Here is a 26,711-nt window from a genome sequence, read left to right on the forward strand (position 1 = left end):
GCGCTCAGCGCATCACGAATGGGTCGGCCATTGGGGTGTCTGACAGGTTGATCCAGACGGTTTTCTTTTCGGTGTAAGACAGCACGGCATCAATGCCGCACTCGCGGCCATAACCGCTCTCACCAAAGCCGCCGATCGGCGCCATGGCGGAAACCACTCGATAGGTATTCACCCAGATGATGCCGGAGCGAACATCGCGGCAAAGGCGATGGGCGCGGGCCAGATCGCGGGTCCAGATGCCGGCAGCCAGACCAAAACGGCTGTCGTTGGCCAGTGCCAGGGCTTCTTCTTCGGTCTTGAACGGAATCGCCGCTGCCACAGGGCCAAACACTTCTTCCTGCATCAGGGTGTCGGAAGGTTTGGGGCATTCCAGCAGTGTTGGCTGGTAATACCAGCCGGTCAGGCTCGCATCGCCAAGCTCAGGGCGTTGACCGCCGTGGCGCAAGGTCGCACCTTCTTCCAGCGCGGTCGCCACCAGTTTTTCCGCAATATTGAGCTGGGCTTCGGTGGTCATTGGGCCCATTTCAGTGGCGGCGTCTTTCGGGTTACCGATCTGAATGCGAGCGGCGCGATCGGCAATCTTCTGCACCACTTCTTCATAGATAGATTCGTGAATCAGCAAGCGCGAACCGGCCACACAGCTCTGACCAGAAGCGGCGAAGACACCGGCGACAATGCCATTCACGGCGCTGTCGATGTCGGCATCGGGGAATACGATTTGTGGCGACTTGCCACCCAGCTCCAGTGACAGGTGAGCAAAGTTTTCAGCGCTGGCACGGACTACGTGGCGGGCTGTTGCTGAGCCGCCGGTAAAGGCAATGTGGCGCACCAGTGGGTGTGAGGTCAGCGCCGATCCGGCGGTTGGGCCAAAGCCGGTCACCACGTTCAGCACACCGGCCGGGAAGCCAGCTTGCTGGGCCAGTTTAGCCAATTCAATGATGGAAGCGGAGGCGTGTTCCGACGGCTTGATCACCACCGTGTTACCTGCTGCCAGTGCTGGCGCCACCTTGATGGCGGTCAGGTACAGCGGGCTGTTCCAAGGAATAATGGCCGCCACCACGCCGATCGGTTCGCGGATGGTGTAGGCCATCATGTCGGGCTTGTCGATTGGCAGGGTTTCGCCTTCGACCTTGTCGGCCAAGCCAGCCATGTAATAGAAAAATTCTGGCAGGTAACCCACCTGACCGCGGGTTTCACGAATCAGTTTGCCGTTCTCCTGGCTTTCCAGCTGCGCCAGCAGTTCGGTGTTTTCACTGATCAGGTCGCCCAGTTTACGCAGCAACTTGCCACGTGCAGTAGCGGTCAGGCTACGCCATTCCTTGCCATAAAACGCCTGTTCGGCGGCTTTCACGGCAATATCCACGTCGGCGGCGCTGGCGTCGGGAAAGGTTGCCCAGGCCGAGGCCGTGGCGGGGTCCATGCTGTCGTAGCGTGCATCGTTGGTGGCGTCACACACTTCGCCACGTATAAACATCTGGAAACGTTGCAGGCTCATAGGCTGGCCTCCTTCGACAAGTGGGATTGGGTTTGGCTGTTATTGTTGTTGGCCGGGCTTTTGAGGAAGCTCAGTAGCGCATCGTTCACACGCTGGGGGGATTCCATCGGCATCATATGGCGCTGGCCGGGCATCACCAGGCAGCGTCCGTCTGGCAGTTTGGCGGCCAGTTCCTGCGCCATCGCCGGGGTCGAGCCCGGGTCGAGTTCGCCGGTCATCACCAGCGTTGGGCAGCTGATGTTCTGAACCTGATCGGCAAGGTAGTTATCGCCGCCAGCGAACAGGCGATAGGCACGCAGGTAGCCGGTGGGGTTGTTGCCCAGCACCAGTTCCCGAATGCGTTCAATCTGGCCTGGGCTGGCAGCACGGTATTCCGGGCTGAACCAGCGTTCCAGAGCGGTTTGCAAATTGGCGTTGGCACCGTCGCGGGCAACTTCTTCGGTGCGCGCCAGAATGGCATTGCGCACTGCATCCGAGCGGTTGAAGACACTGCCCAGAATCACCAGTCGGGCCAGCTTTTGTGGATAACGCAGGGCAAATACACGGGCGACCAGGCCGCCCATGGAAAAGCCGACCACATGGGCCTTGCTGATGTTCAGGTGTTGCAGCAGTTCGAACAGCTGTTCGGCATAGTCTTCCAGTGTGGCGTCGGCGCTCTGCAATGGGCTGCGACCATGACCGAGCATGTCGTAGGTGATCACGCTGTAGTGACGTTGCAGTCCCTCGCATTGGCCGCCCCAGATGCTCTGGTCCAGGCCAACACCGTGAATCAGCACCAGTGCCTCGCCCTCACCGCACATCGACCAGGCCGTGCCTGCAGGTGTGGTTCCGGTTTGTTTTGTCATGGTCATCGCCTTGCCTGATTACTTCGCCAGCTGGGCTTCGGCTTCCAGTTCTTTCAGATCCTGGTAGCGGTTGCCAATACGTGGGTGCAGACGGCCGCCAGTAGAAGCGCCCAGACATACCACGATTTCGTTCGCCCGTGGGGCATCTTCAATCGACATTTCCAGCGTCACGTAGTGGGAACGGAAGCCTTCGTCGTCCTTGTGCATCATCGGGATCTGGATAGAAGTGCCCGGGCCACCACGCTTGTTGGTGAACGACAGGTAGCTCTTGGCGTTCACTGCGTTGCGGTAGTGGTTGCCAAAGCGCAGGGTGTGGATAACTGCAGAGGCGTGTTCGATTTCGCCTTCGGCACCTACTACAGCGGCTTTGCCATAGGCTTCGATCTGGTCGTGACCGCCGATGTAGCGACCGATGTATTCCACAATGGTCTCGCCCAGCTCGGAGCAGTGGTCACGAATTTCCGGGTTCAGGTCTTCAACAAAGCCACGGCCTGCCCATGGGTTGGTGATGATGGCGGCGACGCCAACCATGGTAACCGGGGTGTCGGTGGCTTTGCCGCCTTCAATAAAGGTTTCTTCGATGGTGGTAACGATCTTGCGAATTTCAAAGGCCATGAGTCGTTCCTGCAGGCTGAGTGTTGAACGGTGTGCGAAGGTGTGTCCCGGATGGAGCTTATCTTTCGCTCTGTATTTTGGTATACCATAATACAAAATAAATAATCTTCAATATCAAAATACCCGTTATCGCTGCTGGAGGTCTGTAATATGCCCCGTTATGTAACATCCCGAACCGCGGCCTGTGACTATATTGTTGTATTAAGACCCGGTTTTCGGTTGTCGGATCTGGTGCGGGTGACGGAATGGTTATCGGCACGTAAAGGAATATCCGATGCACCGGTTAATTGGACACTTTGTTCAATGGAAGGTGGTTTGGTGCGCGATAGCGACGATATGTTGATTATGGCCCCCGATACTCTCAGCCGCAGTTTGGATGAAGAGTCCCTGTTACTGGTATTAAGCGGTCAGGATGACTACCAGCGCGACTTTGAGCTGGTCAGCCTGTTGCAACAGCGGGGCAAACGGCCGCTGCTGTGGGTTGGGCCCGGTCAGTTGGTCAGCGACTATTACCTGTTTCATGAAATGGCCAGCCGGGCGCGGCTCGATGAAATCATGATCCGACTGTTTATGTCCGATCTGAGTGTTGAGCAGGGAGACTTGCTGGTGGCCCAGCTGGAAGTCGCGCCGGTGGCGCTGGGGCCTTGTGATTCCAGGGTGCAGCGGGCATTGGCGCTGATGCGTCGGGACATTGACCAGCCGCTCGACCGCGAGCTGATTTCCCGCCAGGCCTGTTTGTCGGTACGCCAGCTGGAGCGCCTGTTCCAGAAGCATTTTGAGATGACGCCGGGCAAATACTTTACCCGTATGAAGATGGATTTTGCCCGTTACTGCCTGCAAAACAGCAGTCAGAACGTCACGGATGTGGCTTACCGGTTGGGTTTCAATTCGGTGTCGCATTTCTGCAAGGTGTACAAAACCCGCTTTGGTGTGGCCCCTGGTCGCACGCCGGTGATTGTTTAAATTTGATAGCGCTTGTCCTGCCCTTTGCCGCGATATAACACCTCTGTTTATCGCGGCCTTTTTTTAAATAAATATCCGGTTTTATAAACTCCAGCACAAAAAGGAAATCCGGTTGCCCGGATTTCCTTTTTTATATATTAAAACCTGTCGGTTTTATTTAAATGCTGGCATTACCTTGTCGATGAATAACTGCAGCGACTTTTTCTTTTCTGCATGAGAAAGGCTGTTATCGCTCCAGAAGCTGTATTCGGTCAGGCCAGTGGATTCGTAATACTTCAAACGCTCAATCACTTCGTCTGGCATACCAATGACAACATTGCGACGCAGGACGTCCGGTTGCAGCGCTTCAAACTCATCCAGTTCGGCATCGGAAATGGGTTTGCAGAAGCCGTTTTCAGGGGTTTGGTCGTTCTTGGCCCAGCCCTGGAAGTGCGCGTACCAGTTGCGAATGCCGTCAACACCAATGCGCCAGTCTTCTTCGGCTTCATGCACAAAGGTATGACGCAGGCACATGATTTTTGGCTTGGGCTTTTCCGGGTGCTTGGCACAGGCGGTGTAGTACTTATCCATTAATACACCGACTTCTTCGTCGGATTTGAACAGCGGCGTCACCATCAGGTTGCAGTCGTTGGCAACGGCGTAGTCGTGGGAATCCTGTTCACGGGCAGCCACCCAAATGCCCGGGCCACCTTGCTGTTGTGGCTTCGGCACTGAGGTAGAGGTTGGGAATTGCCAGTGTTCACCCTCGTGTGCAACGTCGCCTTGCCACAGTTTTGGCAACAGCGGGATCATTTCACGCAGATGTCCGGCGCCGTTTTTGGCCGGAATGCCACCCGCCATGCGGTCGAATTCACACTGGTAGGCACCCCGGGCAATACCGAATTCCAGTCGGCCATCAGACATGATGTCGACCAGCGCAGCTTCGCTGGCCAGCTTGATCGGGTTCCAGAAGGGGGCAATAACGGTTCCCAGACCCAGTCGGATGGATTTGGTTAGCGGCGCCAGGTAGGCCAGAAAACTCAGTGGATTGGGGCCAATGGTGAATTCCATGGCGTGGTGTTCACCAATCCAGACGGTTTCCATGCCACCGGCTTCGGCGATTTGCACCAGCTCGGTCAGTTCGTCCAACAGCTCTTTATGGGATTTATCCTGGCTGTAGCGTTCCATTTGCAGAAACAGGGAAAACTTCATCTTGCGGGTCCTTCTTGCTGTTCTGTGATTGTGACCAGACGGCTCGTCTAATCTAAGTTGTCTGATGGTATACCATAATATCGTTTGCGGTCATGGGGCAGAAATACGTTTGGCCTCAATGGCCACATTGACCCTCGCAGCGGTTGAGATGCGTCAGCCTGTGAAAGGAATCCGCTTGTGTGCGGCGGTTTTTGCGGCGGGGCATTGATTTCGCCCATTTGCCAATCTGCTTAGCGTGAATTGTGCCAATCCATGATGTTCATCAAGCTCTTGGTCGATATTGTCCATTCCTTTTTTTTGTAGAATTAATAGCTGGCTATTTTCTAAAAATAGGTATTTCCATCTGCAAAATCTTTAAATACGCAGTCTTTTCCTGCGAATGTTTATCTAGAATTTAAAAATAGACAAAGCGCAAGTAAGTGCTTGCTCACATTCAAATAATGATACTGCAGTGAGATAGAAACGATGAAAATTCTGGTATTGGGTGGTGGTGTGCTGGGCGTGTCGTCTGCCTGGTATCTGGCGAAGTCTGGCCATGAAGTTACCGTGATTGAGCGTCAGACCGGTGTCGCGGACGAAACCAGCTATGGCAACGCGGGCATGCTCTCCTATGGCTATACCAACCCATGGGCAGCACCTGGTGTGCCATTCAAGGCGATGAAATGGATGATGCAGGACCTGGCGCCCATTCTGGTCAGCTCCTCTGCCATGAACGGCCACACTGCAGGCTGGATGATGAAAATGCTGCACGAGTGCACCGGCGAGGCGTACCGTACCAACAAGAACCGCATGCTGCGTATTTCCGAATACAGCCGTGTGTGCATGGACCGTCTGACCGCGGAAACCGCGCTGGATTTTGATCATCGTAACCAGGGCACCATCGAGCTGTTCCGCGATCAGGAAAAGATGGACTCCATCGGTGCCGACCTGGAATCCCTGCGTGAATGTGGCGTAGAGCACGCCGTGATTGATCACGATACCTGTATCAAGCACGAGCCGGCGCTGGCCAACGTGTCCGAGAAGTTCGTCGGTGGCTTGCTGTTTCCGAAAGACGCGACTGGCGACTGTCACAAATTCACCATCGGTCTGGCGGAAGAGTGCAAGAAGCTGGGCGTGAAGTTCGAGTTCAACACCAAGGTGATGGCGCTGGAGTCGGAAGACGACGAAATCCAGTCGGTGATTACCTCCCGTGGCAAGCGCCGTGCTGACGCCTACGTACTGTGTCTGGGTAGCTACTCACCGATGCTGGTACGCCCGTTAGGCATCAAGTTGCCAATCTACCCGATGAAAGGCTACTCGCTGACGCTGCCGATCATCGATGCCGACAAGGCACCGCAATCCACTGTGATGGACGAAGCCTTCAAGGTGGCGGTAACGCGCTTTGATGATCGTATTCGGGTGGGCGGCACCGCTGAAATTGCCTCCTTCGACCTGAGCCTGAAACCGGAACGCCGTAAGCCGACCGAATTCGTCGTGAACGACCTGTTCCCGGGCGCTGGTGATATTGAAAATGCCGAGTTCTGGTGTGGCTTGCGGCCTATGACACCGGACTCTGTGCCGGTGATTGGCAAGTCGCCAATCAAGAAGCTGTACATGAACACCGGCCACGGCACCCTCGGCTGGACCATGTCGCAAGGCTCCGCCAAGCTGTTGGCCGACATCATCAACGAGCAGGAAACCGAAGTGTCTACCGAAGGCCTGTCGGTGGATCGTTATATCTGATTGCAGCCCGCCGGCGTGGGGCGATACGGCGCTCCGGGGGAAGGCCTCCCCAAAGAGGCAAGTTCTTCAGATCAGATGCCTGATTAATCAACAAACCGACGGCCCTGAGTATCCCCGGGGCCGCCGGTTTCGATATAAACTCCGAACCCACATTGTCCAGTCGTTACCACACTGGACCACGAATGGACCTATTAACTGAGGTTATTATGAGCAACAAGACCATCATCAGCACCGAAAATGCACCAGCCGCGATCGGCACTTACTCCCAGGCCGTTAAGGTTGGCGACATGGTATTCGTTTCCGGTCAGATCCCGCTGAACCCTGAAACCATGGAAATGGTTACCGAGTCTTTCGAAGCTCAGGCCGTACGCGTGTTCGAAAACCTGAAAGCCATCGCTGAAGCGTCTGGTGGTTCTCTGGCCGACGCCGCCAAGCTGACCATCCTGCTGTCTGACATGAGCTTCTTCCCACAGGTGAACGAAGTGATGGCGCGCTACTTCGACGAGCCATACCCGGCCCGTGCTGCGTTTGCTGTAAAAGCGCTGCCAAAAGATGCCGACATCGAAGTGGAAGCCGTACTGGCGCTGTAATCGCCCGTGCAGAGAAAACCGGACCCTGTTCGCAGGCTCCGGTTTTTTTGTTTGCCGAGGTTTTGCTGGCTGTGAGGAATGGCTGGTGATGAATAGGGGTTGATGACAAAGCCATCAAAGTAGAAAAACGCGATCACCGTCGCCTTTGGAAGCCCCAATTACCCCCTGGGGGGTATATATCCAACGTGCTTGTAAATTAAACAATTTGTAAGTAATCAAAGCAGTGCAAACAATCATAACGGCTACCATCCGCACCGGGCCCTTACCGTGTGCCGGTCACGCCCTGTGACCATTCCAACGAGTGGCCGAGCCGGAGAACATCAAGATGAACCCTTTTCGACAGCTTGCCCTGGTGGCAGGTCTGGTGGCGGCATGCGTGTTGCCGTCCCATAGCTTTGCCGAGTCCAGCAACGAACGGCCGGTATTAAAAATTCTCAACTGGGACGACTACATTGCCCCGGAAGTGATCACCGCCTACGAGCAGCAATACGGCGTGCAGGTGGAGTACAGCTACTACGCCAACCTGGACGGTTTTGTAGAGCAGTTTCTGGACCCCGAGAAGCAGTTTGACCTGATCTTCCCGCCGTCCCATGTGGTGAACAAACTGGCCGAGAAAAAGCTGATTCGTGACCTCGATAGCGAGCGTCTGCCTGAACTGGGGGCCATTCGGGCCGACATCACCAATGAATACGACATGCTCGACGAAGGCGCCCGCTCTGCCGTGCCTTATATGTGGGGCACCACAGGCCTGGGCGTCAACATCGCCAAATTGCAGGCATTGGGGCTGGGTGACTACATCGATTCCTGGGCGCTGGTGTTTGACCCGGAAGTGCGCGCCAAAGCCAAACAGTGTGGCATTGGTCTGCTGAACGAACGTGATGAGCTGTTTGCCGGTGCCTTGGCGTATCTGGGCTATTCCGTGAACACCATGAACAAGGACGAATTGCAGCAAGCAGGGGAGCTGCTGAAAGCCACCGCCGCCGACGTGACCTACCTGCACACGGTGCAGTTTCGTCAGGACCTGACCGACAAGAAAATCTGTGTGGCCGTGGGCTATTCCGGTGACTTGCTGGTCGCCGCCGGGGATGACCCGGAGCTGGCCTACTTTATTCCCCGCGAAGGCAACGCCCTGTGGATTGACGCCATGGCCATCCCGACCAATTCGCCGTCACCGGATCGCGCCTACGAGTTTATGAATTACCTGATGCAGGCCGAAGTGGCGGCGGAAAACTCCAACTACCTGGAATACCCAAACCCGATGGCCAGCTCGGCGCCGTATGTCGACCCGGATATCCTCAACGACGAAACCATCTACCCGGCGCTGACGGCCCTCAACCACATGGAAGCCTTGGCGCCACGGGATCGCAAGACCACCCGCATGATGCACAAGTTGTGGGTGGGAGCGCTGTGTAACCGCGGCGGCTGGTGCTCTGTGCCGATGATGTCGATGTTCTAGGATGTCGATGTTCCAGGTAATCTGATCCAGGGGCGCACTGCGCCCCGTTTCCGGGTACAAGATTCGGGAATAAATTCCCTCTTACAGGCGCTGCTACACGTGATTATCACGCTCGTTGCAGGGTGCGCATTGCGCCCCGTTCCCGGGTACAAGATTCGGGAATAAATTCCCTTCTACAGGCGCTGCTACACGTGATTATCACGCTCGTTGCAGGGTGCGCATTGCGCCCCGTTTCAGGGTACAAGATTCGGGGATAAATTCCCTCCCATAGACGTTGCTGCACGGGATTTTCACGCTCACTGTAGGGTGCGTACCACGCACCGATTTTGGCTGTTGATTGGTAAATAGTTCGGCCCATAGGATGGTGCGCTTGCGCCCATCACATCTGCCAATATGCCAGCCACAAAAAAGCCACCCCTTGGGGTGGCAACACGAGATTCCGGTGTGAATACCAGAATGCGGTGGGCGCTGCGGTTGAGCGCAGCGCCAAAGGGGATCAGCGGCCGGTTTTGATGTCGGCCCAGCTGCGGTTACGAATACGGGCAACCTTGGGATCTTCTTCGTCGCTGACGAACAGCTTGGCCATCACGTCATCGGTCGGGTAGATCGCCGGGTCAGACACAATGTCTTCTTCCAGCATAGGCTTGGAGGCTGGCGTCGGGTTGGCGTACCACACGTAGTTGGTCACTTCGGCAATCACGTCCGGACGCAGCAGGTAGTTGATGAACTTGTGGGCGTTGTCGGCGTTTTTGGCGTCGGCCGGGATCATCAGCATGTCGAACCACACTTCCGAGCCTTCTTTTGGAATCACATAGGATACTTCTACGCCGTTTTCCGCTTCTTCAGCGTTCCAGGCGGCCTGGAAGACGTCACCCGAGAAACCCACCGCCATACAGATATCGCCGTTGGCCAAATCGCTGATGTAGCCGGAAGAGGTGAACTGCTTGATGTATGGGCGCACCGATTTCAGGGTCTGGCTGGCGACGCTGTTGGATTTGAATTCTTTCACCGACTTGCTGTTTGGATCGATGCCCTTGTACAGCATGGTGAAGGGGTACATTTCGTCGGAAGAGTCGAGGAAGGTCACGCCACACTTGGACAGCTTTTCCATGTATTCCGGCTCAAACACCAGTGCCCAGCTGTCGATCGGGGTGTCTTCACCCAATACTTCGGCCACCAGTTCGGCGTTGTAGCCCAGGCCGGTGGTGCCCCACAGATACGGTACGCCGTATTCATTGCCGGGGTCTTTCTTTTGCAGGCGCTTCATCAGCTCAGGGTCGAGGTTGTCGAGGTTGCTGAGCTTGCTCTTGTCGAGCTTCTGGAAGATACCGGCCTTGATTTGCAGTGCCATAAAGTTGGAGGTTGGAACCACGAGGTCGTATCCGGTGTTACCGGCCAACAGCTTGCCTTCCAGTGCTTCGTTGCTGTCGTAGACGTCGTAGTTCACTTTGATACCGAACTCTTTCTCGAAGTTGGCGATGGTTTCTTCGCCAATGTAATCCGACCAGTTGTAGAAATTCAGTACCTCTTCCGCCTGGCTAACCGGTGCCAGAGTGGAAGCTGCCAGCAGGATTGAGGAAAGCAGGGTCGTGCGCGTGGAATTACTCTTCTTCATGCGGTGTTGCCTCTTTTCTTCATGGGCATATGGAGTCAATGGTTTTTAAGGGTCAATTATAGGGACCCTCTGAATAACTCGCTGCCCGCTCTGGATGACAGGGCGAAGCTGAATCACGAAGCTGATTTGCAGGCCTGACGGGTCAAGTCAAAAATCAGCGACACAGAGTCAGCACTGCCCTGCCATCCCCGCAGGGCGCGGCCTGCAAGCCGCCAGAACGGTGTTGGCGAATTTGGAAAGGGCCAGCCATTCCGCTGCATTCGCCGCCTTGTTCTGACAACCTGCAGGACTCGCGCAGAGCTGTGCAGAGTTGTTCAGAGGGTCCATAGTTCTTTATTTTGTTTTATCGGGTTTTTAAATCGACGTTGCCCATGCCTGTGGCAGAACCACAGGAACAGGCAAGCGGCTATCAGCTATCAGGGTGTAACGGGTTACACGTTCATCAGCAGGTATTCCCGTTCCCAGGAGCTGATCACGCGGTTAAAGGTTTCAAACTCGGCACGTTTGACGCCGATGTAGGCTTTGACGAAGTGCGGGCCAATAACGTCCTGCAATTCCGGGCAGTCTTCCAGCTGACGCAAGGCTTCTTCGAGAGTACGGGACACTTCCACGGTATCGCCTTCTTCGGCGGCGATGCCTTCGGTGGGCGCACTTGGCTTGATCTTGTTCTTCATGCCCAGATAACCACAGGCCAGACTGGCGGCGATGGCCAGATACGGGTTGCAGTCGGCACCGGGGAAGCGGTTTTCAACCCGGGTGGCGTTCAGTGGCGCATGTGGTGCACGCAAACCGGCGGTGCGGTTGTCGATGCCCCATTTGAAGTTCACTGGCGCGGCGTTTTCCGGCACAAAGCGACGGTAGGAGTTGACGTTGGGGGCGAAGAACGGAATTGCCGCAGGAGTGAACTGCTGCAAGCCACCCATGTAGTGATAGAAGGCTTCCGAGAATTCACCTTCCTGCGCACCAGCAAAGATGTTCTTACCGGTTTTGATGTCGACCAGGCTCTGGTGCAAGTGCATCGAGCTGCCTGGCTCGTTCTTCATCGGCTTGGCCATAAAGGTGGCGTACATGTTGTGCTTCAGAGCGGTTTCACGCAGCGCCCGTTTGAACACAAACACCTGATCGGCCAGGCTCAGGGCGTCGCCATGGAGGAAGTTGATCTCCATTTGGGCGGCGCCGGATTCGTGAATCAGGGTATCGACGTCCAGACCCAGTACATCGCAGTAGCTGTAGAGGGTGTCGATCACCGGGTTGAATTCGTTGGCGGCGTCAATGCTGTAGGACTGACGGGCGTTTTCGCGACGGCCAGAGCGACCAGTGGCTGGTTTCAGCTCGTAGTCGGGGTCGATGTTTTTCTGCACCAGATAAAACTCGACTTCCGGGGCAATGATCGGCTTCAGGCCCTCGTCTTCGTACAGCTTCAGAATACGGCGCAGTACCGCGCGGCTCGACAGCGGGTGTGGCGCACCGCTGGGCGCGAAACAGTCGTTAATAACCAGCGCCGTTGGCTCGTCGGCCCAGGGCACAATGCGCATGGTGCTGGCGTCGGGCACCAGGTTCATGTCGCGGTCGCTGGAGTCGACCAGGTCGTAGTGGTTGTCGGCCCAGTCGCCGGTCACTGTCTGAACCAGCAGGGTTTCAGGAATCTTGCCGCCTTGTTCGGCCAGAAACTTCTGGGTTGGGTAAAACTTGCCACGGGCATTGCCGGTCATGTCCGGGAATGTGGATTCGACTTCGCTGATGCCGTTTTCTTCGAGAAAGCGTTTGACGGCTTCCATAAATCACCTGTCTGACGTTGTTGTGCGCAATGGCGCGGATGGGCTTGAACAACGCCAGCTTGCGCCTTTGCCGCTCAAAAGTAATCCCGGTTGTTTGGGAAGTTACGACTGATTCCTGAACAAGTCGCTACCCCCTGGAGGGTAAAACCGAAATATCATTCGGTTTTTAAAGTATGTGTGTGACCCTTTTGAGTCAATCCAAAAATTGCAACTTTGCCCAAAATGACCATCTTGTTGTTTTCTAAAAGCCGAACTATCATTCGGTTTTTGAACGGTCACCTACGTGGAGAACAGCCGATGACTGCTACATCTGCTCACGGCAGCTACTACCTTGCCAGCGCCAACCAGACGCTGCCGACGGAATCCCTTGAGGGAGAAGTGGACGCCGACGTCTGTGTGATTGGCGGCGGTTATACCGGGCTGTCGGCAGCGTTGCATTTGTCGCAGCAAGGCTATTCGGTTGCCTTGCTGGAAGCTGAAACCCTTGGTTATGGCGCGTCGGGCCGCAATGGCGGGCAGGTCGCACCGGGTCACAATATGGACCACGAGAGTCTGGTTAAAAAGGTCGGCAAGGAGATTGCCGACCTGCTGTGGCAGATATCGTTGGAGTCGGTTGAGCTGGTACGCGAGCTGATCGACCAGCACCAGATTGAATGCGACAAAAAAGACGGCGTGATGCACGTGGCGGCCAAGCCGGCCCATAACCACCACTTTGAAGAATCGGTGGAATATGCCCGTCGGGTGTTGAACTACGACGACGTGGAATACGTTGCTCCGGCCGACGTGCAACAGATGTTAGGCACGGATAAGTACCACGCCGGCGAACTCTATACCAGGGCGCTTCACCTGCACCCGCTGAACTATGCACTGGGGCTGGCCAAAGCGGCCCAGCAGGCGGGCGCGCGGCTGTTTGAGCACAGCCGGGTGACCGGCTACCAGTCCGGTGCCAAACCGCGCGTTGAGACCGCCACCGGTGCGGTCAACTGCAAGTACATCTTGCTGGCTACCAATGGCTACCTGGGCAAGCTGGAGCCGCGGGTGGCGGGCAAGATCATGCCGATCAACAACTTCATTCTGGCAACCGAGCCGTTGTCAGACGAGCTGGTAAAACAGATTAACGCCAACGACTACGCGGTGGCGGATTCGCGCTTTGTGATCAACTACTTCCGTATCTCTGGCGACAACCGCCTGTTGTGGGGCGGTGGGGAAAACTACAGCCCCAACTTCCCGGCCGACATTCGCTCGTTTGTGCGCAAGTACATGCTGGAGTTTTATCCACAGCTGGAGAACACCCGCATCGACTACGGCTGGGGCGGTACACTGGCGATTACGCTGAATCGCATGCCGCATTTTGAACGGCTGGATCAAACCCTGTTTGTTGCCCACGGCTACTCCGGCCACGGTGTGGCGATGGCGACACTGGGCGGCAAACTGATGGCCGAAGCCATTGCCGGTTCGGCCGAGCGTTTTGACGCCTTTGCCAAAGTACCAACGCCAACGTTCCCGGGCGGCACCTTGCTGCGCTGGCCGGGGCTGGTGGCGGGCATGTTGTACTACTCCATGCGTGACCGCTTTTTCTGAGCGCCCTGGTATTAACCTGTGGGTTCAGAGTGCAATAGTATTTGACACACAAGCGTTGCGGCCCGACGCTTGTGGGTCTGATATTTCCGGATTTGTACTTCCATGAGCGACACCCGCAGTCCCGCTTCTGATATTACCGACGACGCCAATACTGTTAGCGGAGAACCGCAAAAATCCCGCAAGCGCGACAACCTGAAACCGCGCAGTGCACCGGTGCAGGGCCGTTCCATCAAGCGCTCGAAAGAAATCCTCGACGTTACTGGCGAGCTGTTGGAACGGGTCGGAATGCACGACCTCACCACCAATGTGATTGCCCGCGAAGTCGGTATTTCCGTGGGCTCGCTGTACCACTACTTTCCCAACAAACATGCCATCCTCTACGCCATGGGCCAACGCTGGCTGGAAGACATCACCGCCATGCTGGCGGACGTCGAAGCCCTGCCGGTAGAAACCCTCAGTGTTGAACAGCTGGTGGAACAGCTGACCACCCGTAACCTGCGCGTGTACAAACGCCAGAAAGCCGTACTGGCACTGGTGCAGGCGATGTTTTCGATTCCGGAATTGCATGAGCTGGACGAACGTCACGACGACCAGGTGATCCAGAGCCTGGCGCGGGTGTTCAAACGGTTGGGCATCAACCGCCACGTGAAAGAGCGGGAACGGATTGGCCGTTTTGTGCTGGAAGTCAGCCACGCGGTGTATCTGGTGATTGTGAACCAGAATCCCAACCGGGCGGCACGGACGTTGGAAGATTTGCGTTTTACGCTGGAGAACACCCTGCATCGGCATTTGCAGGATACGGAGTGATTAGCAGGGCCGGTGTTGGCTGTTTATCGCGAGCAAGCTCGCTCCCACATGAATAAGCGCGAGCGCTGATGCGGTGAACTGTAGGAGGGGTTTTAACCCCGAACGGTTTCGCGGATAAATCCGCTCCTACAGTGGTATTGCTGTGTGTAGGAGGGATTTCATTCCCGATTGGATTCGCGGTTGAAACCGCTCCTACAAGCAGATTGCTGTAGGAGAAATCGGGACGCGCAGTCTTATTCCCGATCGGGCTTCGCGGTTGAAACCGCTCCTACAAAAGACAGCCGACCCTGTAGGGTGCGCACTGCGCACCGCTTATCCGGAAAAACGCTCCCACATGAATAAGGAGGGTGTGGGAGAGAGCTTGCTCTCGAATGATCAAATCCCCAGCTTGTCACGCATGTCGTAGTAGAACGCACCCATGGCGGTGTAAGGCACCCGCATGATGCGGCCACCCGGGAATGGGTGCTGGGGCAGGCTGGCCATGATGTCGAAACGCTGGGCCTGACCCTGAATCGCGCTGGCAATCAGCTCACCTGCCAAATGGGTCGACGTCACACCGTGGCCGGAGTAGCCCTGGGCGTAGTACACATTGCTGCCGATCCGACCAAACTGCGGCAAGCGCATCAGTGTCAGCAGGAAGTTACCGGTCCAGGCGTAATCCACTTTGACGTTTTTCAGCTGCGGGAAGGTCTTCAGCATCTTCGGCTTGATCAGCGCTTCAATCTTGTCTGGCTCACGGGCGCCGTAGGTGACGCCACCGCCGTAAATCAGGCGGCCGTCGCCACTCAGACGGAAGTAATCCAGCAGGTAGTTGCAGTCTTCAACGCAGTTGTCTTTGGGCAACAGCTGTTCTTGCAGGTCTTTGCTCAACGGCTCGGTGGTGATGATCTGGGTGCCGCACGGCATCGACTTCTGTTCCTGCTGTGGCAACAGGCCAGTCAGGTAGGCGTTACCAGCCACCATGACGAAATCACAGGTCACCTGACCGCTGGCGGTTTTCACCACCGCCGGTTCGCCCTTCTGGATTTCCGTCACGGAGGACTGCTCGTAAATCTTGCCGCCGAGGCTTTCAAACGCCTTGGCTTCGCCACGGGCCAGGTTCAATGGGTGCAGGTGGCCGCCGCTGTTGTCCAGCAGAGCGCCTTCGTAGCGTTCGGTGCCAACGTAATTCTGGGTCTGTTTGGCATCCAGCAACTCCAGGCTGGTGTTGCCGTGCTTTTCCCACAGGGCTTTTTTGCCTTCCAGCTCTTTCATCTGCTTGCGGTTGCAGGCCGCAAAAATACCGCCGTCTTTCAGGTCGCAGTCGATCTTGTACTGGTCGACAAAGCGGCGAATGATGCGGCCTCCTTCAAAGGCCATTTTGCCCATTTCAACGGCCATGTCCTTGCCGTAGTTACGTTCAATAAAGTCCATGTCGCGGCTGTAGCTGTGGACAATCTGGCCACCGTTGCGGCCGGAGGCACCAAAGCCCACGCGGCCAGCTTCCAATACCACCACCTTGAAGCCACGTTCGGCCAGATGCAGGGCGGTCGACAGGCCGGTAAAGCCAGCGCCAATCACACACACGTCTGCTCGGGTGTCACCGACCAGAGGCTCACGCTGGTCGGCTTCGTTGATCGAGGCAGCGTAATAGGAATCCGGATAGGTTGTGGTCATGTCGTTCTCTCAGTGGTTGCGGCCCCGATGGGGCATCTTGCGCTAACAATAGTCGCGCTTGGCCAGATTGCTCCATACCTACCCAGGGATATATCGGCTGCTGGTCCCGAATGCTTTCATAACTAGCGCTTTGATAACCAGCGTGAGACGACGCCTTTTAGTTGTTCTGAGGTCTGAATAATTGGCGGCTTTGGCACTTTGCTGGTGGTCGATCTGGCCATCAAACCGGCTCGCGCAGGCAATCCATCCACAAACACTCGCCCGGCAATAGCGGCAAGTGCCCGATTTTATTGCTATTCAGGGCTGTAAACGCGATTGCGTTAAGGCTTTTCAACGTAAGCGGTGGAATGGACTTATTTAACGGCCCTTTGAGGCCCGCTATAACAACCTAAAACAAACCTGAAACAGGATTAGCGCCATGGCATTTGCACTTCAGAACAGCCAGCTGCTGGTAACCAAAGGCCTGATTAACGGCCAGTGGGTCGACGCCGATGACAGCACCACCGTACCGGTTCATAACCCGGCCAACGGCGAGCTGGTCGCAGAGGTCGTGAACATGGGAGGCGCTGAAACCAAGCGTGCTATTGAAGCTGCTGAAGCCGCTTTCCCGGCCTGGTCTGGCAAAAGCTCCAAAGAGCGCAGCGATATTCTGGAGAAATGGTTTGATCTGGTGATGGCCAACCAGGACGACCTGGCTGCCATCCTGACTGCCGAGCAGGGCAAGCCACTGTTCGAAGCCAAGGGCGAAATTGCCTACGGTGCCTCCTACATCAAATGGTTCGCCGAAGAAGCTCGTCGTGTTTATGGCGACATCATTCCAGCGGCCCAGAAAGACCGTCGCAACCTGGTGATCAAACAGCCAGTGGGTGTGGTGGCTGCGATTACGCCGTGGAACTTCCCGAACGCCATGCTGGCACGCAAGATTGCTCCAGCGTTGGCCGCAGGTTGCACCATCGTTTGCAAGCCAGCCATTGAAACGCCAATTTCCGCGCTGGCGATTGCCAAGCTGGCGGAAGAAGCCGGTGTACCGGCAGGCGTGATCAATATCATCCCAGGTGCCGATGCCCCTGCGATTGGCGGTGAAATGACTTCCAACCCGGTGGTGAAAAAGCTGACCTTCACGGGCTCCACGCCAGTGGGCAAGCTGTTGATGAAGCAGTGTGCCGATACCGTCAAGCGCACCTCCATGGAGCTGGGTGGCAACGCGCCAATCATTATTTTTGACGACGCCGACCTGGATGCCGCCATTAACGGTGCGCTGATTTCCAAATTCCGTAACTCCGGCCAAACCTGCATCTGCTCTAACCGGGTGATGGTTCAGGCAGGTATTTACGACGAATTCATCGAGCGTCTGGCCGCCGAAGTGAGCAAGTTCAACGTGGGTAACGGTCTGGAAGAAGGCACTACCCATGGCCCGCTGATTACCGAAAAAGCCGTCAACAACGTTGCTGGTCTGGTCGACTCTGCCATTGCCGATGGCGCCCGCGCCGTGATTGGTGGCGCACGTGGCGACGCCGCTGGCTTCTTCTTCCAGCCGACGATTCTGGCCGATGCCAAGCCGTCCATGCGGGTGTTCAAGGAAGAAATCTTTGGCCCGGTGGCTCCCGTGTTCAAGTTTGAAACCGACGAAGAAGCCGTTGCCATGGCCAACGACACCGAATTCGGTCTGGCGGCTTATATGTACACCAACAACCTGAAGCGCATCTGGCACGTATCCGAAGCGCTGGAATACGGCATGGTGGGCGTGAATGAAACCGCCATCAGCTCTGAAGTGATTCCGTTTGGTGGTGTGAAGGAGTCTGGCCAGGGCCGTGAGGGCTCCAAGTATGGTCTTGAGGACTATATGGAGACCAAGTTGATCTGTCTGGGCGGCCTCTGATAGATCGCTGAACTTCGTCAGCCAGCGCACTGCTGCGTTGTGTCCTCGCAGAACTCCGGCGCCTACCAATATGGTATGTCTTGGAGATTCTGCTGCGGGACGCCTTGCATTGCATCTGCCTGACTGTGTTCAGGGCTGGGATTTCATCTGACAGCCAAAGCCAATCGGCAGCAAGCTGCCTCCCACAGCCTTGTTATTCCTGCGGGAGAGAGCTTGCTCTCGAAAAGAAGTTCGGCACTTGCCTTTGGGCAGGCGCCAACCAAAAAAACAACGCTCCGCGGCCTTGCTACCGAACTCCGCCGCCGGGGTATTTTTGATTCGCAGCTGAGCACAGCTGGCGTGATTGGGAGCAGCGTATGTCTCACATGGTTTATCCAACCACCAACTTCAAGGCGGTTGAGCAACTGACAATTGAACGTGGCGATGGCGTTTACGTTTATGACAACAACGGCAACCAGTACCTCGAAGGTATGTCTGGTTTGTGGTGTGCGTCCCTCGGTTTCAACAATGCCGAGTTGATCGAAGCAGCCACCAAGCAGATGGAAAAGCTGTCCTACGCCCACATGTTCGGTGGCAAGGTACACGAGCCTGGCATGCAGTTGGCCGACAAGCTGGCTGCCATGGTGCCTGTGGACAACGCCCACATCTTCATGGGTAGCTCCGGTTCCGATGCCAACGACTCCCACATCAAGATGCTGCGCTACTACTTCAGCGCCATCGGCAAGCCAGAGAAGCGCAAGATCATCGCCCGTGAGCGTTCTTACCACGGTGTGACCGTTGCAGCTGCCTGTCTGACTGGCCTGCCAGTGAACCAGACCGGTTTTGACCTGCCAATCGATGCCATCGGCGTACTGCGTACCGACGCGCCACACTATTACCGTGGTCGTCTGGAAGGCGAAACCGAAGCCCAGTTTGTTGACCGTATTACCGGCAACCTGGAAGCCATGATCCTGCGCGAAGGCCCGGAAACCATTGCGGCCTTTATTGCTGAGCCAATCACTGGTGCCTCTGGCGTAATCGTGCCGCCAGCCGGTTACTACGAGAAAGTACAGGCGATCCTGGCCAAGTACGACATCCTGTTCTGGGCAGACGAAGTGATCACCGGCTTTGGCCGTACCGGTAACGACTTTGGTGTCACCACCATGGACATCAAGCCGGACCTGATGAGCTTCGCCAAGCAGCTGTCTTCTTCCTACGTGCCAATCTCTGCCTCCGTGATTCCGGGCAAGATGTACGACGCCATGATCGAAGAAACCGCCAAAAACGGCGTCTTCGGCCACGGTTACACCTACTCTGCGCACCCGGTTGCCGCGGCAGTAGCACTGAAGACCCTGGAAATTTACGAGCGTGAAAACCTGTTCGCCAAAGCCGCTGAAACCGGTGACTACCTGCAAACCCGTCTGGCTGAATTCCGCGACCACCCACTGGTCGGCGAAGTCCGTGGCGCCGGCATGATTGCCGCCGTTGAACTGGTTGCCAACAAGGAAACCGGTGCTGCGTTTGAAAACGCCGGTGCGGTTGGTGGCTTCGCTGCTAACGCCTGTCAGAACCACGGTTTGATCAGCCGTCCGGTTGCAGGTAGCTCTTTGGCGCTGTGTCCTCCGCTGATCACTACCAAGGCCCAGATCGACGAAATCGTTGAGAAGATGGGTAAAGCGCTGGACGACACGCAAGCGTTCGTCAGCAAGTAAACGCGTTCCTCGCAGTCGTCAAATTGGGCGGCGCTGGCTTTCAGGCAAGCGCCGTAGCTGAGAGAGTGACGACTTTTTTGAGTCTGGCTGTGGTGAATCACAGCGGTACAGGCAGGCCTCTGATTGCTGTTCAGACTGCCTGAGGTTGGGGTTCCTGTTCTCCCCGGATCAAGCCCGGCCAGGCTCGTTTTTCAGCTTCATCCTGTTGAGCTATGCAACCCTGTGTATAGCTCTCACCTTGCCTACAAAGGCCCTCACCTGCGTTCGTTTGAACGCGGGTTTTTTTCGTTTAGGGGCTGGGGTTTCCGGCACAAATCGTAGGCCTGATACCGGTTTGAGGTAGGTCAGATAAAGACGCGAAGCGGCTGCCATCTGACATTACGTTGTTAGATGGCACTCACTGCGTTCGCTTATCTAACCTACGGCCTCAGGCCGTCGATCAAACCGCCAGCCACCACCAGGCGCCAAAGCCCACCACAAAAGCCGGAATCGCACTGTACAGCGTCGCCTTGGCGGCCGCTTTGGGCGTTAGCGCCAAGGCCGGGAACAGGGCGTCGCCATCGTTGCTGATGGCATTGGCCAGCAGCGCCGCGAATGGAATAACGCCATTCAGATACAGGGTGGTGACCAGAATCTGTGGCCCGCAGCCTGGCACAAAACCAATTACAATCGCCAGCAGTACGGCGTAGGCGCCCATGCTGGCAAACAGGTTGTGGAAATCGAGGCCGGTGTAAAACGCCAGCAGCTCATAGGCGAGAAAGCCGACGATCACCCACACGGTAATAAAGCTGGTTTCGGCCACCACCGAGTTGTTCAAACAGGTGCTGCGGCCACTTTGGGCAAAGCGCGACGACCAGGAATCCAGCGGCTGGCTGGTCCACAGCAGCAAGCAACATACGGCCCCAAGAAACCCCATCCATTCAATCAGGCTTTCGGCATGAGCGTGGTTCATCCAGGGCGTCAGCCACATCGCGGTGTCCCACTGCATGGCACTCGCCAAACCAATTACCGACCCTGGAGCCAGCAACGCCATAAAGGCCCACACCAGGCCTCTGGGCAGCGGAGGAATCGGGTGTTTGCATTGATCCGTACTGACGTTGCTGTGGCGCAGGTAATCGCGGCCATGGCAGGCGTCGACCAGATAGCCGGTCACAATACCGGCCACCAGGCTGATGGCGTATACCAGCAGGGCGGTTTGCGGCTCCCGTGCCAACAGCAGAAACGCGGCGTCGCCCATGGTCGAGATCAGCACCGCCACCAGCGAACCAAAACTCATATGGCCATTCACAAAGCGGGTCACCACGATGATGGCGGTGCCGCAGCCGGGCAAGGCTCCCAGAATGGCTGCCACTGGCACCTGCCAATTCTGGTGATGGGCCAGCAGTTGGCTCAGGCCCCGCTTGAAGTAGCGGTCCATGGCATAAAAGCCCGCCAACGTGACCGCCACAAACACACTGACGCCATACCAGGCATCGGCCATGGTGCTGACAACCAGCTGGAACAGCGCCGGGTTCAACAGCTGAACCGCCAATAACGATGCCATCAACAGCGGGATTTGGAACTGGTATTGGCGCATGTGAAAAGGTCTTAGCTTGCTGCCGACCATGCGCAGCAACAGGTTCAGGCTGGCAGCCATGGATCAGATGCTCCGCTGCTGGGCCAACAGATCGGCGGCGGTTTCAAGGTGCAGCAGGTTTTCCTGCAAATGACGGTAGGCCAGATCGAACAGTCGATAGTCCTGCTCCAGCGTCAGGGTGCACAAACGACGGCAAGCGCCTACGGCGGCCAGTTCGCTTTGATACAGCTGTTGCAGGATATCTTCGTTGCCAGACGCCGCTAGCGGCTGACACAGATCGGTGGTTGAGGTAGCTGGCAGCGCAGTGTACTGAATGTGCTCGCTGTTGCTCATCAGCTGCTGACGCACCTTGGGATCAAGCTGGTCGGTCAGCTCATCGACATGGGCGGCGTCTTCTTCCAGCGCTTGCTTGAAGTAATCCCGCTGCGGGCTTTGGGCAATCTCCGGGTGGCACAACAGGGCTGCGTACAAAAAGCGGGTGCTTTGTTCATGACGAATCATATGCACCAGCAACGCCAGCGAAGACTGACTCAAACCCTGAGCGGATTCAGTCAGTGAGTAACGGCCCGATGACGGGTTGGTCAATGTGTGGTGCGACAGCATAGCCAGCCTTCCGTTTGAGAAAACTATAAACGATAATAATTCTCGTTCATGGTTGTGCTCATGTAAAGTGAAAGGCTGCAATGTTTTGTGAATTCGTCGCAAGATGTGGCGTGAACCAAAAAAGCCCACAACACCTTTGTGCTGTGGGCAATGGCATGGGACTGCCGAAATTGCGTTTCAGTGTTTGATCATCACGTGGCGAATGGCGGTGTAGTCCTCGAGGCCATACATCGACATGTCCTTGCCGTAGCCGGACATCTTCATGCCGCCGTGTGGCATTTCGGTGGCCAGCATAAAGTGGGTGTTGACCCAGGTGCAGCCGTATTGCATGCGGGCACTGAGGCGAGCAGCGCGGCCGGTATCGGTAGTCCAGATGGAAGAGGCGAGGCCGTATTCGGAGTCGTTGGCCATCATCAGGGCGTCGGCTTCGCTGTCGAATTCGGTGATCGACACCACCGGGCCAAACACTTCCTTGCGGACAATCTCGTCGTCTTGCAGGGCGCCGGCAATCACGGTGGGCTCGTAGAAATAGCCAGCGCGATCGGCTTTTTTGCCGCCGGTGGTGATGCTGATGTGCGGCAGCGCGCGGGCGGCCTCAACCATGCTGGCGACTTTCTCCAGTTGCGCTGCAGATACCAACGGCCCCATCTCAACGCCTTCTTCGTCCTGACTGCCAATCTTGATGGTGGCCACCGCGGCGGTAAGCTTTTCGACCAGCTGTGGATAAATCGACTTCTGGGCGTAGATACGGCAGGCGGCTGTGCAGTCCTGACCGGCGTTGTAAAAACCGAAGGCACGCAGTCCGTCGACCACTTCGTCGAGGTTGGCATCCTCGAACACCAGTACCGGTGCCTTGCCGCCCAGTTCCATATGAGTGCGCTTCATGCTGGCAGCACCGCTTTCAACGATTTTCTGGCCGGTCGGAATTGAGCCGGTCAGGGATACCATGCGAACGCCCTTGTGGCTGGTCAGAGGTGCGCCAACGTTGGCACCGCCACCAAACAGCACGTTTACTACACCAGCAGGGAAGATTTTCTGCAGCACTTCGCTCAGCTTGAGGGTCGTCAGTGGAGTGATTTCCGATGGCTTGATCACCACGCAGTTACCGGCAGCCAGTGCTGGCGCCAGTTTCCAGGCGGCCATCATCAGTGGGTAGTTCCAAGGCGCGATGGAGGCGACAACACCGACCGGATCACGACGGATCATCGAGGTAAAGCCGGGCAGGTATTCGGCGGTGGCCGAACCATTCATGCAGCGGCAGGCACCAGCGAAAAAGCGGAACACGTCGGCGATGGCCGGAATTTCATCTTCCAGCGCAGCGCTGTATGGCTTGCCGACATCGTTGGATTCCAGCCGTGCGAATTCTTCTCCCATGGCTTCAATCTGGTCGGCCAGTTTCAGCAGCAGTGCCGAACGCTCTGATGGCGTGGTCTGGCTCCAGCTTTCAAACGCCACATTGGCGGCGCTGACGGCATCATCGACCTGTTCGGCACTGGCTTCAGCGATTTGACACAGCACTTCTCCGCTGGCCGGGTTGAACACGTCCAGCAGGGCTCCGGTGCCGGTTACCAGCTCACCGTTAATCAGCATTTTGTTGAGCATGAGTTGTCCTCTCTTTGCAGGTCGTTGCGAATGTGTTTTTGCTTCGGTGTCAGAATTATTTGCCGCTGCCGGCAACACTGTCGCCGTCGCGGGTTAACAGGTAGGCCAGGCTGACCGGAATCATGGTTGCCAGCATCACCATCAGTGCCACCACGTTGGTGACAGGCACGTCACGGGGGCGGGTCAGCTGGTTCAGCAGCCAGATGGGTAATGGCTTCTCGTGGCCAGCGGTAAAGGTGGTGACGATCAGCTCGTCGAACGACAGCGCGAACGCCAGCATGCCGCCAGCCAGCATCGCCGAGCCAAGATTCGGTAGCAGGATGTAGCGAAAGGTTTGCCAGCCATCGGCACCCAGATCCATCGAAGCCTCAATCAAACTGGCCGAGGTGCGACGAAAACGCGCCACCACGTTGTTGTACACAATCACCACACAAAAGGTCGCGTGGCCAATAATGATGGTCAGCATGCCCGGCTCCAGCCCGATGGCCTTGAAGCCGTTCAGTAACGCCAGACCGGTAATGATGCCCGGCAGCGCGATCGGCAGAATCAGCATCAGGGTAATGCTTTCCTTGCCGAAGAAAGAATGGCGATACATGGCAGCCGCGGCCAGCGTGCCTAACACCAGTGCGATTAATGTCGCGAAGCAGGCAATCTGCAACGACAGGCCGATGGCTTCCAGCACGTCCTGACGTTGAAAAGCGACGCTGAACCATTCGGTGGTAAAGCCCTTGGGCGGAAAGCTGAAGGCCGATTCCTCGGTGTTGAAGGCGTAAATGGCGATCACCACAATTGGGAAATGCAGGAACAGCAGGCCACCCCAGGCGGCCAGTTTCAGCCATGGGCTGGCGGCTGGTGATGTTTGCGAATCAGAGCGCATCGAAAGCCCCCATACGTTTGACGATCGACAGGTACACGGCAATCAACACAATCGGCACCAACGTAAAGGCGGCGGCCATCGGCATATTGCCAATTGAACCCTGCTGCACGTACACCATGCTGCCAAGGAACAGCCCTGGCGGGCCGACCAGCTGCGGCACGATGTAATCGCCCAGGGTCAGTGAAAAAGTGAAGATCGAACCGGCGGCAATGCCCGGCACCGACAACGGCAGAATCACATGGCGGAAGGTTTTCGCGGGTGTCGCGCCGAGGTCGGAGGAGGCTTGCAACAGCGACGGTGGCAGGCGCTCCAGCGAGGCCTGAATCGGCAGAATCATGAACGGCAGCCAGATATAGGTGAACACCAGAAAGCGGCCCAGATTCGAGGTCGACAAGGTGTTGCCGCCAATGCCCGGCAAACTCAGCAGCCAGTTCAGCACGGGCGTCAGATGTAACAGTTCGATAAACCAGTGGGTCACGCCTTCCTGCGCCAGTAACAGGGTCCAGGCATAGGCCTTGACGATGTAGCTGGTCCACATCGGCAGCATCACTGCCAGATAGAAAAACGCCTTGGTTTTGCCACTGGCGTAGCGGGCCATGTAATAGGCCACCGGAAAGGCAATCAGGGCACTGAACACCGACACACTCAGCGCCATCAGCAGGGTGCGCACAATGATGTCGAAATTGGCGGCGTCAAACAGTTGCACGTAATTGCTGAGGGTCAGGGTATCGCTGACCAGCATGGTGAAGTCATCAAAGGTGTACAGGCCTTGCCACAGCAGCGCCAGCAGAGAGGCAATGTACACAGAACCAAACCACAGCAATGGCGGCGTCAGCAGCAACAGCAATAACAGCCGGGGTTGCAGGTACAGCCGGTCGCTGAACCGTTGCAGAAGGTTACGTGGTGGCTCTGATACGGCTGCGGGACCGGACGGGTGGATCGACATGACACTGCTCATTTCAGGCTCCTGCCGACTCGGTCGTTATTTCTGTGTTGGTTGGGGATACCGCAGCCGTTTGCAGCGCCACCATGGCTTCTGGCTGCCAACCAATACGCACTGCTGAACCGATTACAGGTAACGCCTGTTCGGTACTGTCGTCAGGAGCAGAGTTGAACGCAGAGCCGGAAGCAAGCGCGTGAAGCACATTGGGCTGCAGAGCGGCGATGATGATGCCGGGACCGACTTCCACTTCAATACGGGTGTTGGCACCCTGATACTGGATGTCCGTCACTGTGCCGTCGAGGCTGACGGTATTGGTAGAGTCGTTCAGGGATACAAATTCTGGCCGTACCGTAAAGGCATCCACTGCTGCCAGCTGCTGCGCCAACTCACCGCGCACCACATTGGCGGAGCCAACAAAGCTGGCGACGAACTCAGTGGCCGGGCGGTTATACAGATTTTGTGGCGTGTCCAGTTGTTCGATGCGGCCCTGATTGAACACGGCGACACGGTCGGACATCGACAGCGCTTCGGTCTGGTCGTGGGTGACGAACACAAAGGTGATGCCTAACTGGCGTTGCAGACGTTTCAGCTCGGACTGCATCTGTTCGCGCAGCTTGAGGTCCAGCGCCCCCAGCGGTTCATCCAGTAACAGCACTTTGGGGCGGTTAACCAATGCCCGCGCCAGCGCAATACGCTGCCGCTGACCACCGGAAAGCTGGGCCGGCTTGCGACTGCCATGATCCTTCAGCGCCACCAGTTCCAGCGCCTCTTGCGCCCGCGCCAAGCGTTCCTTTTTCGCTACCCCTTTGACCATCAGACCGTAAGCGATGTTGTCGATCACGTTCATGTGCGGGAACAGCGCGTAGTCCTGAAACACGGTGTTGACGTTGCGCTGGTAGGGCGGCAAGCCGGTAGCGTCCCTGCCATGAATAACGATCTGGCCATCGTCTGGCTGTTCGAAACCGGCGATCAGTCGCAAGCAGGTGGTTTTGCCGGAACCAGACGGCCCCAACATTGAGAAGAACTCACCCTCGGCAATCTTCAGGGAAACCTGATCGACCGCGGTGACATCGCCAAAGCGGCGGCTGGTGTGAATAAATTCGACGGCGTTGGTCATGGCGATTCTCTTTGTTATGGGTGCCTGGGGTTTAATTCCGGTATTCGGTTGTTCGGGAATGAGACTGCGCAGCGTATGTCTTTCGGGAATGAATTCCCTCCTACAAACC

General features: G+C 56.6%; 21 protein-coding genes. 8 read left to right on the forward strand and 13 right to left on the reverse strand.

Going from position 1 to position 26,711, the window contains the following annotated elements:
- Positions 1-4: 4 nt before the first annotated feature.
- Genes G516_RS0119760 through G516_RS0119770 form a run of 3 tightly spaced genes read right to left on the reverse strand, consistent with a single transcriptional unit; the run spans position 5 to position 2,955 of the window.
- Positions 5-1,495: an aldehyde dehydrogenase gene (locus G516_RS0119760; protein WP_028295110.1), complete on the reverse strand. Its 1,491-nt coding sequence runs from the start codon at positions 1,493-1,495 to the stop codon at positions 5-7.
- Entirely contained in the window at positions 1,492-2,340 is an 849-nt protein-coding gene (locus tag G516_RS0119765; RefSeq protein WP_028295111.1) for an alpha/beta fold hydrolase, read from the reverse strand. Before G516_RS0119765 ends, G516_RS0119760 begins: the two co-directional genes overlap by 4 nt.
- An 18-nt stretch (positions 2,341-2,358) precedes the next feature.
- Positions 2,359-2,955, reverse strand: coding sequence for an amino acid synthesis family protein (locus G516_RS0119770; protein ID WP_028295112.1), 597 nt, complete (start codon positions 2,953-2,955; stop codon positions 2,359-2,361).
- A 150-nt stretch (positions 2,956-3,105) separates the two neighbouring features.
- Between G516_RS0119770 and G516_RS0119775 the strand changes: the two genes are divergently transcribed.
- Positions 3,106-3,918, forward strand: a complete 813-nt coding sequence (locus G516_RS0119775; protein WP_084645272.1) for a helix-turn-helix domain-containing protein — start codon at positions 3,106-3,108, stop codon at positions 3,916-3,918.
- 153 nt (positions 3,919-4,071) lie between these two features.
- Here G516_RS0119775 and G516_RS0119780 read toward each other — a convergent pair whose 3' ends face one another.
- Positions 4,072-5,109 (reverse strand): LLM class flavin-dependent oxidoreductase, encoded by a 1,038-nt coding sequence (locus G516_RS0119780; RefSeq protein ID WP_028295114.1) that lies wholly within the window; start codon positions 5,107-5,109, stop codon positions 4,072-4,074.
- 465 nt (positions 5,110-5,574) lie between these two features.
- On the opposite strand from G516_RS0119780, the gene G516_RS0119785 reads away from it, so the two are divergent.
- From G516_RS0119785 to G516_RS0119795, 3 genes are all read left to right on the forward strand, one after another.
- Positions 5,575-6,831, forward strand: a complete 1,257-nt coding sequence (locus tag G516_RS0119785) for a D-amino acid dehydrogenase (RefSeq protein WP_028295115.1) — start codon at positions 5,575-5,577, stop codon at positions 6,829-6,831.
- Positions 6,832-7,037: 206 nt separating this feature from the next.
- Entirely contained in the window at positions 7,038-7,421 is a 384-nt protein-coding gene (locus G516_RS0119790; RefSeq protein ID WP_028295116.1) for a RidA family protein, read from the forward strand.
- Positions 7,422-7,746: 325 nt separating this feature from the next.
- Positions 7,747-8,877, forward strand: coding sequence for an extracellular solute-binding protein (locus tag G516_RS0119795; protein ID WP_028295117.1), 1,131 nt, complete (start codon positions 7,747-7,749; stop codon positions 8,875-8,877).
- Positions 8,878-9,373: 496 nt separating this feature from the next.
- Here the strand turns inward: G516_RS0119795 and G516_RS0119800 are convergent, their stop codons facing one another.
- Both G516_RS0119800 and G516_RS0119805 read right to left on the reverse strand, forming a co-directional pair.
- A complete protein-coding gene (locus tag G516_RS0119800; protein ID WP_028295118.1) occupies positions 9,374-10,492 on the reverse strand; it encodes a polyamine ABC transporter substrate-binding protein in 1,119 nt (372 codons plus the stop codon).
- Between the two features lie 431 nt (positions 10,493-10,923).
- The gene (locus G516_RS0119805) at positions 10,924-12,270 is read right to left on the reverse strand and encodes a glutamine synthetase family protein (protein WP_028295119.1); all 1,347 of its coding nucleotides are present in this window, start codon (positions 12,268-12,270) and stop codon (positions 10,924-10,926) included.
- Positions 12,271-12,567: 297 nt separating this feature from the next.
- Here G516_RS0119805 and G516_RS0119810 point away from each other — a divergent pair, with 297 nt between their 5' ends.
- A complete protein-coding gene (locus G516_RS0119810; RefSeq protein WP_028295120.1) occupies positions 12,568-13,851 on the forward strand; it encodes an NAD(P)/FAD-dependent oxidoreductase in 1,284 nt (427 codons plus the stop codon).
- 102 nt (positions 13,852-13,953) lie between these two features.
- On the forward strand, positions 13,954-14,658 hold the full coding sequence (locus G516_RS0119815) for a TetR/AcrR family transcriptional regulator (protein WP_084645273.1): 705 nt from the start codon (positions 13,954-13,956) through the stop codon (positions 14,656-14,658).
- A gap of 375 nt (positions 14,659-15,033) precedes the next feature.
- Here G516_RS0119815 and G516_RS0119820 read toward each other — a convergent pair whose 3' ends face one another.
- Positions 15,034-16,314 carry an NAD(P)/FAD-dependent oxidoreductase gene (locus G516_RS0119820; protein ID WP_028295122.1) on the reverse strand — a complete coding sequence of 427 codons (1,281 nt, stop codon included), beginning with the start codon at positions 16,312-16,314 and terminating at the stop codon, positions 15,034-15,036.
- Between the two features lie 418 nt (positions 16,315-16,732).
- Between G516_RS0119820 and G516_RS0119825 the strand changes: the two genes are divergently transcribed.
- Together G516_RS0119825 and G516_RS0119830 are read left to right on the forward strand one after the other, a co-directional pair.
- On the forward strand, positions 16,733-18,193 hold the full coding sequence (locus tag G516_RS0119825; protein WP_028295123.1) for an NAD-dependent succinate-semialdehyde dehydrogenase: 1,461 nt from the start codon (positions 16,733-16,735) through the stop codon (positions 18,191-18,193).
- A gap of 356 nt (positions 18,194-18,549) precedes the next feature.
- A complete protein-coding gene (locus G516_RS0119830; RefSeq protein ID WP_028295124.1) occupies positions 18,550-19,884 on the forward strand; it encodes an aminotransferase in 1,335 nt (444 codons plus the stop codon).
- A gap of 439 nt (positions 19,885-20,323) precedes the next feature.
- On the opposite strand, the gene G516_RS0119835 is transcribed toward G516_RS0119830, so the two are convergent.
- The 6 genes from G516_RS0119835 to G516_RS0119860 form a co-directional block, all read right to left on the reverse strand.
- On the reverse strand, positions 20,324-21,520 hold the full coding sequence (locus G516_RS0119835; RefSeq protein ID WP_051219651.1) for a putative manganese transporter: 1,197 nt from the start codon (positions 21,518-21,520) through the stop codon (positions 20,324-20,326).
- Positions 21,521-21,523: 3 nt separating this feature from the next.
- Positions 21,524-22,063, reverse strand: a complete 540-nt coding sequence (locus G516_RS0119840; RefSeq protein WP_028295126.1) for a ferritin family protein — start codon at positions 22,061-22,063, stop codon at positions 21,524-21,526.
- 177 nt (positions 22,064-22,240) lie between these two features.
- Positions 22,241-23,665 carry a gamma-aminobutyraldehyde dehydrogenase gene (locus G516_RS0119845; RefSeq protein WP_028295127.1) on the reverse strand — a complete coding sequence of 475 codons (1,425 nt, stop codon included), beginning with the start codon at positions 23,663-23,665 and terminating at the stop codon, positions 22,241-22,243.
- Positions 23,666-23,720: 55 nt separating this feature from the next.
- Positions 23,721-24,542: an ABC transporter permease gene (locus G516_RS0119850; RefSeq protein WP_028295128.1), complete on the reverse strand. Its 822-nt coding sequence runs from the start codon at positions 24,540-24,542 to the stop codon at positions 23,721-23,723.
- Positions 24,532-25,500 carry an ABC transporter permease gene (locus G516_RS0119855; protein ID WP_051219652.1) on the reverse strand — a complete coding sequence of 323 codons (969 nt, stop codon included), beginning with the start codon at positions 25,498-25,500 and terminating at the stop codon, positions 24,532-24,534. The genes G516_RS0119850 and G516_RS0119855 overlap by 11 nt, the downstream gene beginning before the upstream one ends.
- Before the next feature lies 1 nt (position 25,501).
- Positions 25,502-26,602 (reverse strand): ABC transporter ATP-binding protein, encoded by a 1,101-nt coding sequence (locus tag G516_RS0119860; RefSeq protein WP_028295130.1) that lies wholly within the window; start codon positions 26,600-26,602, stop codon positions 25,502-25,504.
- Positions 26,603-26,711 lie beyond the last annotated feature (109 nt).

The sequence above is a fragment of the Oceanobacter kriegii DSM 6294 genome (genome assembly GCF_000422845.1).
GTDB classification, from domain to species: Bacteria; Pseudomonadota; Gammaproteobacteria; order Pseudomonadales; family Oceanobacteraceae; genus Oceanobacter; species Oceanobacter kriegii.